General features: G+C 48.1%; 6 protein-coding genes. All 6 read right to left on the reverse strand.

Annotated elements, in window-relative coordinates:
• Positions 1-5: 5 nt before the first annotated feature.
• The 6 genes from HQ865_RS00675 to HQ865_RS00700 all read right to left on the reverse strand — a co-directional run bounded on the left by HQ865_RS00675 (position 6) and on the right by HQ865_RS00700 (position 12,017).
• Positions 6-5,351, reverse strand: coding sequence for an Ig-like domain-containing protein (locus tag HQ865_RS00675; RefSeq protein WP_173413035.1), 5,346 nt, complete (start codon positions 5,349-5,351; stop codon positions 6-8).
• Between the two features lie 267 nt (positions 5,352-5,618).
• Complete coding sequence (locus HQ865_RS00680) at positions 5,619-7,331, reverse strand: GH35 family beta-galactosidase (RefSeq protein WP_173413036.1); 1,713 nt, start codon at positions 7,329-7,331, stop codon at positions 5,619-5,621.
• A gap of 26 nt (positions 7,332-7,357) precedes the next feature.
• Complete coding sequence (locus tag HQ865_RS00685; RefSeq protein ID WP_202020436.1) at positions 7,358-8,464, reverse strand: PKD domain-containing protein; 1,107 nt, start codon at positions 8,462-8,464, stop codon at positions 7,358-7,360.
• A gap of 145 nt (positions 8,465-8,609) precedes the next feature.
• Complete coding sequence (locus tag HQ865_RS00690; RefSeq protein ID WP_173413037.1) at positions 8,610-9,377, reverse strand: LytR/AlgR family response regulator transcription factor; 768 nt, start codon at positions 9,375-9,377, stop codon at positions 8,610-8,612.
• Positions 9,377-10,693 carry a sensor histidine kinase gene (locus HQ865_RS00695; RefSeq protein ID WP_173413038.1) on the reverse strand — a complete coding sequence of 439 codons (1,317 nt, stop codon included), beginning with the start codon at positions 10,691-10,693 and terminating at the stop codon, positions 9,377-9,379. The genes HQ865_RS00690 and HQ865_RS00695 overlap by 1 nt, the downstream gene beginning before the upstream one ends.
• A gap of 97 nt (positions 10,694-10,790) precedes the next feature.
• Positions 10,791-12,017 (reverse strand): rhodanese-like domain-containing protein, encoded by a 1,227-nt coding sequence (locus HQ865_RS00700; RefSeq protein WP_173413039.1) that lies wholly within the window; start codon positions 12,015-12,017, stop codon positions 10,791-10,793.
• Positions 12,018-12,241 lie beyond the last annotated feature (224 nt).

Consider the following 12,241-nt stretch of genomic DNA (forward strand, 5'->3'; position numbering starts at 1 on the left):
GGTTATTACCGCAGTATACTAACCGACCCTGATAATACCTGTCCGTTCACATTTAGCCTGATAACGTAATAGTAGGTGCCCACAGGCAGCAACTGCCCATTGTAGGTGCCATCCCACGCCTTGGGGTAGCTAACAGAATGGTACAGCAATTTACCGTAGCGGTTATATACATCCACATTAGCATCTGTATAGGCTGTTAAACCTGTTATGACCCAGAAGTCGTTAACGCCATCGCCGTTGGGCGTAAAGGTATTAGGCACATTTATTACCGGAGAGACCTTGACAAGGGCCTCGTCATAGCCGGCGCAACCTCTGCTATCGGTTACGGTTAGGGTATACAATATATCCTTATCCCCACCTGTTACTACCGGGTTTTTAATCGTATTATCGTTAAGCCCAATATTTGGTGTCCATAAGTATTTCAGATTTGTATCCCCACCGGGGATGTTGGGTTCTAATGTAATTGTATGATCTTTCAATACAAACCTTGTTCCACCCGCGTCAACTACTGGCGGCGGGATCAGTTTGATCACCACATCGTTTGATGGGATATCGCATACGGTAGCATTATCATAGGTAAGTGTCAGTTTAACCGATCCGTTAGCTGCGTCGGCCGGGCTTGGCATATAACTCGCGGTTAACGATTTTGCCGAGGGTGTAAATGTTCCCGTTCCAGAGGTGCTCCAGGTAACCGGGCCATTTTTTAAAGCAACCCCGCTTAAGGGGATGGGGTTTTGCGAACAGGCGTCCATATCCTGCCCGGCATCTACAGCAGGTGTAGGGCCAAAGGTAATAACGGTAGTTTTGGCATCGGGTGTACAATCGTCTCTGCTAGTTGAAGTTAACGTTAACGCCACACTGCCATTGGCTTTATCCTGCGCCGATGGCATATACTGTGTGTTTAGCTGAGACTGCGAAGAAAAGCTGCCTGATCCGCTGCTGGTCCATATACCCGTGGTTGTTCCTCCTGATACATTACCTGTTACGTTAATTATGTTTTGTGTGATGCAAACGGTTTGGTCGGGCCCCACGGTTACAACAGGGGGGGCATTAATGTTTACATCTATTGATGCAGGCGGACTGGGACAATTATTAACGATAACAGTAAGATGATAGGTGCCGGCATTGGCTGCGGTGGCATTAGGAATTTGTGGGTTGCGTTCATTTTTTAAAAAATTGTTTGGCCCGGTCCACTGATAAGTGGCATTGGGTACAGCCGGTGTTTGCAAAAAAATGGTGTTGCCTGCGCAAACCGGCGAATTACTATAAGCCTGGGGGGCAACAGGCACAGGATAAACACCCACAACAAACCGAAACGACGGGCCCTCACAACCATTGGCTATGGGCGTAATAAAATAAGTGGCATACACTATGCTGTTAGTTGTATTGTGCAATGCCTCGTTAATCTGTTCAGATGTCGCATCGGTTACCACGGCATTACTTATCCCATCTGCAAATACCCTGCTCCATTTAAAGGTGGCGCCCTGCGCGCTTGAGGTGATATTATAATTAAATGCTATGCCCGAGCATACATCCATGTAGGACGTGCTGCTTACCGTTATAGCTGGGCTTACAGTAGCCACATACGTAAATGTGCCCGGGCAATTACCCTCGGTATAGTTAAAAACGTAGGTTACATCAACCGGCGCGTTGGTGGTATTAAATAAGCTTTCCTTTATCGGATTGGCCGCCTGGTCTGATACAGGTAAGTTGCTGATTCCGGCAACCGCTGCCCTGCTCCATCTAAATGCTACACCGGGATGGCTAAACTTAAATTCGTAATTCAGAGGCACACCATTGCATACGCTACCTTTATTATCGCTCAAAACTTTACCAAAAGGGTTCACGGTAACTATATATTGTAATACAGTGCTGCACCCCTGTGGTGTAGTGGCGGTAATATTATACGTTACCTTGATCGGGTTAGCTGTTTCATTTAATAATGTTTCAGAAATGGTTCCCGATGTTCCCGAAGCTGTGGCATTGCTGATGCCTGCAACGGCCGGCCTGTCCCAGGTAAAAGTAGCCGCTACATTTGTGGTAGGGGTGTAAGTAAGTAAACTGCCGCTGCAAACCATATCTGTGGCGGAACTGGTAAATTTCGGCGGCTGGATAATGGTTACATCAACGCGGATACGCGGGCTAACACACCCATTGTTAACCGACTGTACATAATATGCGGTATTGCCAAATAAATTGGGGGTAGTATAGGTATCGGTTGGAGACAGCGGCGCCCCGCCAACCGCTGTTGCATACCATTCATACCCCTGGGGCGAACCGCTTGCTTTTAATATCGCTTGTGTACCATAGCATATACTTTGCGGTGGTGCTACAGGTTGTGCTGGTATAGGATTGATGGGAACAATTACCTGTGTACGGGCGCTGGTGTTGCCCAATACGGTAGTTTGCACATAAAAGGTATTATGGGTATTGTCAATTGGGCCTGTTGTATAGGTATCGCCCGTAAACAAACTTGTACCGCCAACAGGAACATTGAACCAATTATAGATGTTTCCCGGCGTGGGGTTCTTTATCGCTAAAACAGTCTTACTGCCATCGCATGCAGGCTGGGGTGTCATAACGTCGGGGGCAGTGGGCCTTGCCGCTATATTGATCACCATCTTATCTAATAAGGTACCGCATGTTGCTGCAGATGTAGAGGTGAGGGTTAAAGTGACCGTTGTTTCGCCGGGGTCGGGGGTGTATTTAGCATTAAGCAGCTTATCGTCATCAAATATACCTGTGCCACTGGTAGTCCACCTGACACCCTGCGCCCCGGTTGCCGTACCGGCCAGTTGAACAGAGAATCCATAGCCTGCATTTTGATCGGGGCCGGCGTTGATAATTACTCCCTCGTTGATGGTGACACTTGTAGAGGCATTGGCCTGTAGGCAGGTGCCGGTTTGTGGTATGTTATTAAAAATGGTATATGTCCCCGGTTTGCTTTTTGTCAGATCGATAACACCGGTGTTTACATCTGTAAAAACAAGATCGGGTGATGATGCTGTGAATGTTCCCGCGCTGGCAAGCCCGGGAAATACAGGTGCCGGGTTAGGAGTGCCAACATTGCAATAAGATGGGTTGGGATAAGTAAACGTAGCATCAGGATTAAGCACAATAGATACCGTGGCCTGGCTAATGGTTTGGCACGAGTTATTGCTTTTAAAGGTTATGGTATACTTGCCAACCGGGCTGGCGGTGGCATTTATTACACCGGTGGTGGGGTTAATAACCAATGTAGCCGGCGAGGCGCTGAATGTGCCACCGGTTGGTTCACCTATAGTTGGTGCAAAAGAACCTGCCGTTTGGCATACCGTTGCCGATGGATATTGGAACTGTGGAGATATGAACGGCGTGGTAGTGACTTGTACGCTGGCGCGGGTACTGGTGCAGGTACCTAAGTTATTCTCGGCATAATAGGTGGTTGTTGAATTAACCGTAGGCGTAAAATTGTTCCCGGTGCCTAATACGGTTCCGCCGGTAGCCACATTATACCATTTAATAGTGCCTCCATCGGTAACGGAAGCTGTAAGTGTGGTTGGCGTGCCCGGGCAAATATTGGTAGCCCCGCCGCTTACCGTTGGTTGTTGCGGTACCGGTGTTACCGTTACAGTAACCGGAGTACGCGTGCTGGCGCAGCCGTTAACAATGGTTTGCACATAATAGGTTACAGAACTTGTTAGGGGATCTGTAGTGAATGTGTCGCCTGTGGTAAGCTGGTTGCCCCCGGCTGCGGCATCAAACCATTGGTAGTTATCAGAACCTGTTGCTGTAAGTGTTGCAGGGGTATTATAACAGGTAGTAACCGGGTTTACAGTAGGTGGTGTTACTGCGGGTAGTACCGTAACAGGCACCGCCGTGCGGCTGCTGGTACAGCCCGTTGTGGCATCGGTTATTTGTACATAGAAAGTAGTATTGGTGGATACTATGGGTGTATAGGTGTCACCTGAAAAAAGCAGGTTACCGTTTGTTGCTGCATCATACCAGCTATAAGTACCGTTACCGGGGGCTATGGCCGTTAAAGTAGCTGCCGTTCCGGGGCATGGCTGAGATACCGGCGCCACCGTAGGCGCGGGCGGACTATCATTAACGGTAATGGTTACCGGCGTAAGGCCGCTGGAGCAACCGCCATTAACGGTTTGCACATAATAAGTGGTTGTGGCAGTAAGTATTGGAGTAGTAAAGGGGTTGGCTGTATTATTGGGGAGCGGAGTGGTACCTGCCGCGTCGGCATACCAAATAAAACTATTGCCCGATGGTGAAGATGCAGTTAGTACCGCGCTTGTACCATTACAGGCGGTAGCGGGTGCAACCGTAGGCGCATCCGGAATAGGGATTACGGTTATGGTAACAGGTACACGCGGACTTGTGCACTGGCCTAATGCGTTTTCGGCATAATAGGTAATGGTGCCTGTTAATCCAGGTGTTGAATAATCGGGGCTAATGATCAATGGGGTAGTACTGGTAGGGCTATCGTACCAGGATATGGTACCACCATCGCCTACACTGGCATGCAAATTTACCGATGAACCCTGGCAAACAGGAGTGCCCGGAAAAGTAGTTACCGGCGATTGCGGATAGGGGGTTACTGTAACTGTCGCGGGTATGGGCGCGCTGGCGCAACCGTTGGTTACTGCAACAACATAATAAGTAGTAGTAGCAGGCGGGGAGACGGTTATCGATGGCCCTTGCCCTACCTGGTTGCCGTTTGTTGGCGCATCGTACCATGTGTAGCTATCGCCTCCTGCAGCTGTTATTGTAGCCGTATTACCTGCGCATATATTAGCACCTGTGGTGGTTGGGTCGGCACTCAAGCTAACTTGTACAAGCGCGCGGGGGCCAGTGCAACCGCCAACGGTAGCGTCAACATAAAAAAAGGTGTTGGCGGTGATAGGGCCGGTGGTATAAGTAGCGCCCGGGGCTAAAAAACTGCCGTTAGAATCGTACCATTGAAAAATGGCGCCGGGGGGCGCTGTAGCCTGCAAGGTAGCAGGGTTGCCCTTACAAACAACAACGCCCGGTGCGGTTGGCGGGGCGGGTGTTGGCGCTGATGTAACGGTAAAAGATCTTATTATGCTTGTACAGCCGGGCGTGCTGTCGCCAATGATCACAGTATAAGTACCTGGCTTATTAACATTAATAACAGCTGTGTTATCGCCCGTGCTCCACGAATACGAATAAGGCGCTGTGCCGCCGGTTACATGAACGGTTAAAGTTATATTATTGCCCGAACAGAGGACGCCGCCATTATCGGCTGTTATCGTAGCATCCGATATGCATTGGCCAAGCGCGGGAATAATCGCGGCAAACAGGATCGCTAATGTTAGTAATGTCCTTTTATATGCACTCATCGTCAATACAAGAGCTCGCTTTATTCCTGCAATTTTTTATGCCGCCCGGCGAGGTACTTTTCATTAAAGATCAAGATCAAATATTGATCGGTGGTAGTTGTCCTTTTATACGCAAAAAACAAAATTTTGTTCATTGTGTTCAGTGCAAAAGTACGCACTTTTAAGCAAAATGGTTGTCATAAAGGATGCTTATATACCGGTTGAAAATAAAAAACACCCGGAAAGTATTCCACGGGTGTTAGAAAATTGAGCATACCGGTTGTTTTCTTATTCGAAACGATATAGCTTAAGCTTCATAATTTGTGGCGAATCGCCAAGAGTGCGCACCACACTGCCTGTGCGTTTTGCAGCAGCTTCTTCGGCCAGGTGATAGTTCAGCATAATATCATCCCCGTTTAATCGCCTGCCCGGCACCCATTTGCCATCAATGTATTTACCCTCGTCAAGCACCGAGTATCCCACATAAGCAGGGCCGGGCGTAAGCGGATAGAAGTTGATCTGTATGTTGGCTCCAGCTACAATAAACTCGTTATTCCCTTTGCTGATCACGATGCCGTAAGCTGTTTCATGTGTTTCGCTGCCGTTGCGGTTAGTCCGTATGCTGATATCAAGCCGGTAGCCGCCCAGGTTAACCGTTTGCATGCCTTTGTAAGGGTTTAACGATACACCGGCTATGGTGCCTTTTGCCTGTGCGTCCAGTATCTCAGGGGCCAATTGCTGCAATGTTTGATAGGCCATGGGGATAGGGCCTTTAACCGCGTCCTTCACCCGGTTCTCTATGCCGAAGGGAGAGTAACCGATAGCATGGTAATTGCCGATGAGTAAAAAGGCGTTGGCCGCGCCATGCTCATCCGCCTTCGATTCGGGGATGAACAGATCGTTATTGTTGCGGCTGTATAATTTGGCGATCTCATCAAAATCATCCAAATAAACATCCGGCGTAAGCAAGTCGATGGCCGCAGCGCCCGCCCGCCAAATATCATGCGATTGCGCCTGTGGGCCTCCGCTTGGGTAGTCGCCCGGACCTTTGTCATCGGGTTGTACTATCCAGGTATTTACAAACATAGGCAGGTTATATTGCGCCTTGCCTGCTGCTGCTACTGTGTTAAGATATCTGGCATAGTGCCAGGCCATAAACGCCTCTTCGCCCTGCGCACTATTGCCAAAAACCTGGGACCATGTACCTGCGATGCGGGAACCATTGGCGCTCCACAGTTTTTGTGTTTCGGGCAACAGGAGGTCTTTATTTTTTTGCAGATAGGCTGTTAGCTCAGCAGGCACCTGTTGCTGATAAGCCGCTTCGGCCAGCGGGCCACGGTCGCGGCTATCGCCGATGAGGCCTACCTCGTTCTCTACCTGTATCATAATTACGGTATGTTGCGGGTCGGCTTCTTTTACGTGCTTCATCATGGCAGCAAAGGCTTTGGCATCGGCCTGCATGGCGGCCGTGCAAAACGGACTGATGGCCTCTACCGGGTAACCGCCTTTAATATGCATCCGCGGGAAGCGCTTGTAATCCGTCTTCATCCATTCGGGCACATAGTGCGATAGCCCATTCTTCCAGGTACCGAACCAAAGCAGGGCCACCTTCAAATGGTTTTTACGGGCGCCGTTAAGTACGCTATCCACCAGCGCGAAATCGTATTTGCCTTCCTGTGGTTCGGTTAACTCCCAGGTAATGGCGGCCAATACGGTATTCAGGTGCATGGTATCAAGTTTGGCTAACAATGGATTAAGATAAGCCGCGCTGGTAGCACTTGAATTATGGAGTTCGCCACCCAGTACCAGGAATGGCTTACCATCGACAATCAGTTGCTTCCCCACACCCCGCTTTTCTAAATGAGGGATAGTTGAACTGTTGTTGCTGTTTGTTGAGCTATTTGTCGCCGTGTTTTGTTTACAGGCGATGATAAATAGCAATAGACTTGCGTTTAAAAGCAAGGTTGTTTTTAAACCCGGTGAGAAAAACTTGCGTATCATAAGAAGGCTTTTATTGGTTGATGATTCTATTTTACGGCAACATCCCACACCTTCGATCGGCGCGATTTACCGGCCGACCCCTCGATATCCAGTATCACCACATACTTCCCGGCATTTTTGTATTGATGATAGGGGTATTGCTCGGCGGATGAGGTGCCATCGCCAAAATCCCAATGCCAGGAGTTTACCTTCCCTTCCGATTCATCGATAAAAGCCACCACCCGTCGGTTCATATCCACTACCTTGAACGACCAATCGGCCGCTATCGACTTCCGGTAGCGCTCATCCAGCGGCATCAGTTTAAAGGGCAGCATATAATCGGCATTGCCATACATTTTATGCTGATGCGATAGGTTCCAGAAGCCCTGCTTGCTTTTGTCGTTCACATCGTCATAATCAAGTACCGCCCAGCTCATGCCGATGATCTTATTCTCGTACAGGTTGGATTGCACCGCGCGAACAGGCCCTTCGGTGCCGGCATAATCAAACGGGGTGATGAAAAATTCCAGTATCAGCTTGCCGCTCTCGCCGGGTTTAAAGTGGTAATTGTAGGCCGCGTTGGCATAAGGTAGCTTCTTTATCCAGGGCTGGCTGCCCCAAACCAACGCCCAATCCTTACCCACTGCGGGGGTGAAGATGTGATAGTTTTGCGCGTGCACGCCATGGAATGAAAAGTATGCCTCCCACTTTTCCATATCTTTGTTGGGGTGCAGTTCGTCAATAAATGTTCCGCCGGAGCGGTCGGCATCTACCACCACTTCAAAAATATCGTTATGCAGATCGGGCAGCGAAAAGTCCCAGTAGTTATCGTAGGCTTCGTACAAAAAGTAAAGTCGGTTTTCGCCTTTAACCCAGCCCACCTTCACCTTTACGTCCAGGTTTTTCGGGTCGGCCTTAAGGAAGTGCTTATTGTCGTCGCGCAGTTGATCGATACCCACCGCGAAGCTGTCGGGCACCATGGCCCAGTCGTCGGTATTGCCGTCAATGCGCGGTATCTTATCGGCCGGAAACTGGAAGATCTTAAAACTGCGCTTGTCCTTTTCCGGCTCCTGCGTGGATTGTGCGCGCAGTTGGGTTAGCGATAAGGTTAACAATAAAAAAGCCGCGCAGCCCAATATTTTATGCATTGCCATAAATGGTGTTTTAGTATCCTCCGAAAATGAATAAGTTATCCCGATGCTTAGCGCCGGTATTTATAATTGATGGATTAAATTGACAAAGAAAAAACCAGAAAGGCATCCTGTACATCCCTGCTTTTACGAGAGTTTATAGAAGACATCAAACACCAAAAGCCTCCCTAACCAATTCATGATACGATGGCCCGGTAACTATTCGTGTAAAATCCCGGTTGTTAAGCACCAGGGTAAACCGGTTGTTGGAGTACTTATGGATCTCCACTATTTTTTGCTTGTTAACGATGTACGATTTCTGCACCCGGATAAAATCGGCAGACAATCTTTCAGACAGGATGGCTAACATGTGATCGCAAAAAAGCTTTTCGCCATTTTGCATGTGTACAAAGGTGTATTTATCGTAAGCTTCAAAATATAGCACATCAGCCAGTTGCACCAGGGTAAACTTGTTGCCCTTTTTAACCGATAGCGTTTTGATCTCGGTGCGCGGCTTTACTTTTTCCAGCAGATCTTCAAACTCGCTCCATACCGACGGGGTGCTTTTCCCACCGGTAAATTGTTGCAGTTTGTTTACGGCCTGTTGCAGGCGACTATCCTTAATAGGCTTAAGCAGGTAATCTACCGAAAGGGTTTCGAAGGCCTTTACGGCATACTCATCATAAGCCGTGGTGAAGATTACAAAAGGCTGGTAGTTCAATTGGCTTAGGATATCAAAGCCCAGCATATCGGGCAACTGGATATCTAAAAACAATACATCGGGCCGTTGGGTATTAATTATGCTGATGGCTTCGTGGCCGTTACTGGCCTCGCCTGTTATTTGGATAATGGTAGGGTGTGCTGCCAGCAGCTCCTTCAACATACGGCGGGCGGGTGGTTCATCATCAATAATAACGGCTTTCAGCAATTTATCCATCAGCCTAAATTTATAGTGATACTTACTTGTTTTAAAGGCATATTTTCAAAAGTGATATCGTGCCGGCGGGGATAAAAGGCATTGAGTTTATCCATCACACTCCTTAATCCATAGCTAGCCTGCAAGTCTTCGGGAAACGGGCACCCATTATCGTGCACCACTATATTTATAATTTTAGGGTTGCCCATAATGCTGATATTGATAAACCCTGTTTTGTCTGGATCTTTTAAGCCGTGCTTTACCGCGTTCTCTACCAATGGCTGTAAAATAAATTTAGGGATGCGTAGGTGCTTCACTTCATCGGCAACGGATATGGCTACCTGTAAGCGGTCTTCAAAACGGATCTTTTCTATCAGCAGGTAATTCTCGGCCATCTCCACTTCCTCGGCGATGGTGATCTGCGCTTCGTCCTGCTTGTTCAGGCTGTAGCGGAAAAGGTCGGCCAGGGCAATGGTCATTTGCCGGGCTTTAAGTCCTTGCGATACCGATAACTCAGCAATAGAATTAAGTGTATTATATAAAAAGTGCGGGTTGATCTTGGCTTGCAGCGCGTCCAGTTCGGCTTTAGACTTTAGCTCGTTCAGGCGTGATATTTCCAGGTCCCGCTCATATTGCAGGCGCTTTTGGGCTTGTTGCGTATAGGTGATGGTGAGGTAAAGCGCCGATACAATACCACTAAGGAACATGGATAACATGAACGTCCACATGATGGTATAAGTAGCATCGGGCTCATCTATCAGCAGGCGCATCCAGATATTGGTTGATGTCAGGCAAAGAAATATCGCGCCAACTATTACCAGGTGTTGCTTGATCAGCGGTACATTCCTGATCTCTAACTGTCGCTGGATATACAGAATTATCGCCACCGGCGCGAATACAAAAAATGTGGAGCGCAGGATATGGTAGCCTAAACTGATAAAATAACTCTGAAAGGAACTGAAGCGGTTATAACACGGATAAAAGGGCATCAGCGCTACATAAAAGCAAAAACACACCGCCGATATGATAATGGCCTTTTTGGTGAAGCGGCTGAGATTGCTTTTGCTGAATAAGCTATCGTAAATGTAATACAGGTAAATGCCAATGCTGGCAAATACAAACATGGTAGACAGGGTAATGATAGTTTTTAGTATGCCGCTCATTTGCTGGGTTAGCTGATCTAAATTACGGTTATTTTGTAAGAAATATTTAGTAGCTACGCACATACCCATGGCGTATTTACTCACCGCGACTACGCTACGCTGGTCGGCCCGCTCTTCGCTGCGCGGGGCAGCGGGCAGGAGCAGTATCGAAAACCCTGTCCCCTCTTTCCGCATAGCGGAGAGAGGGTGGTCGAGCGAAGCAACGACCGGGTGAGGTTGAATGGCCGATACGTTATTGCGCCTAACAGGAAGGTATAAAACCGATCTCCTGTTAATATAATCCTTTATGATCGGTTAGAATTGGCCAACCATCCTTGCAATCTTCTATATTGGTAACAGTCCATACCATGCCGTACATGCCGCCATAAAACAGGTGAACGTTGGTATACCCCTTTTGCGCCAGGCGTTTGCTTATTTCGTTTGCTGTTAGCCCGTTTTGCCCGGGCATGTTCGATCCGTAAACCAATATAGGGCTTGTTTTGGGTTTGCCATTTAAGTAGGTATCCAATTCGGTGGGACTAAAGTTTAAGGCTTTGGTAATATGCCCCAAATTATGGTAAACCAGCTTGTCTTTATTTTCAAACTCGGCCCTGGCGCGTACATCAGCAACGATTAACCCCGGAGTGTGTTTAACCAGCGTGATCGTTTCCTTAGGGCCTATCACCTTGTACTTTGGCTGCACGGCAAAATATAATTTTTGATTGACCGATGGTGTGTTCTGGATAAAGGTGGACAGTCCCTCAAAAAGCACGTTTACATTTTTAAAGCCCGCCGAGGTGAATTTTAAAGCAGCTTTAACCGCATCGGGACCACCAAGATTACAGATAAGGATAGCGCGCGATCTATTGCTGCTAAGTTTACTTACCTCGGCATCGAGGTCGGTTAGGGGGAAGTTTACAGCGCCACGAATGCGGCCGATATTGTTGGCTTCGGTAGTGTCGGTACCATTGAACTGAGCGGCAGGCCGGATATCGATCACCAGGTTGTTTTTGTTTTGGATAAAACGATATGCATCGGCCGATTCGATAAGCCGGTAAGGTGTGGTGGTGGTATACAACTTCTTTTTAAGCGGAAATTCCTGGTCGGTTGATTTGTTGACCAGCGACATGCCGCCATTAAGGCTGTAAACTTGGGTAAAGCCCTTCTCGCCCAAAAAATTGCTTACCACCCTGCTGCGCTGGCTATGTGAGCAATAAAGCAGTATGGGCTTGTTTTTATAAGGTTCCAACTCGCTTAAATGCTTCTCTACAGAATCGATAGAAAGATTACGCGCGCCTTTTAAATGGCCGATGTTGAGCGTGATGCTGCTACTGGTATCGGCATACTCGCCGGGTGAGCGTACATCCAGGATCAGTAAGCCCGGTGTGGTTTCGATAAGCTTACATGCCTGGCTAAAGTATAGCGCTTTGTACGTAATGTTATCGTGTATCTGGTTTAGCTGCGCCTTGGCCGCGATGCAGGTAATGCACAGGGATAGCAGGAGCGTATATTTTTTCATTGTGCTGGGGATTGGGTGATCATTTATGCCGCTAATATATATGGCCCTATCCCGGTATCACAGTGAAATGGAGTGAAGATGGAGTTTATGGAAGTAAAAGCGGTATAAGATGCTATATAATGCAAAAAGGCGCACCTTAGTGCGCCTTTTGTGATCCCGCTGGGACTCGAACCAGCAGAGATAAAGCTCTTATTATCAGCATGTTAGGTCATCAAATTTAAGAC

It is taken from the genome of Mucilaginibacter mali, from assembly GCF_013283875.1.
GTDB lineage: Bacteria > Bacteroidota > Bacteroidia > Sphingobacteriales > Sphingobacteriaceae > Mucilaginibacter > Mucilaginibacter mali.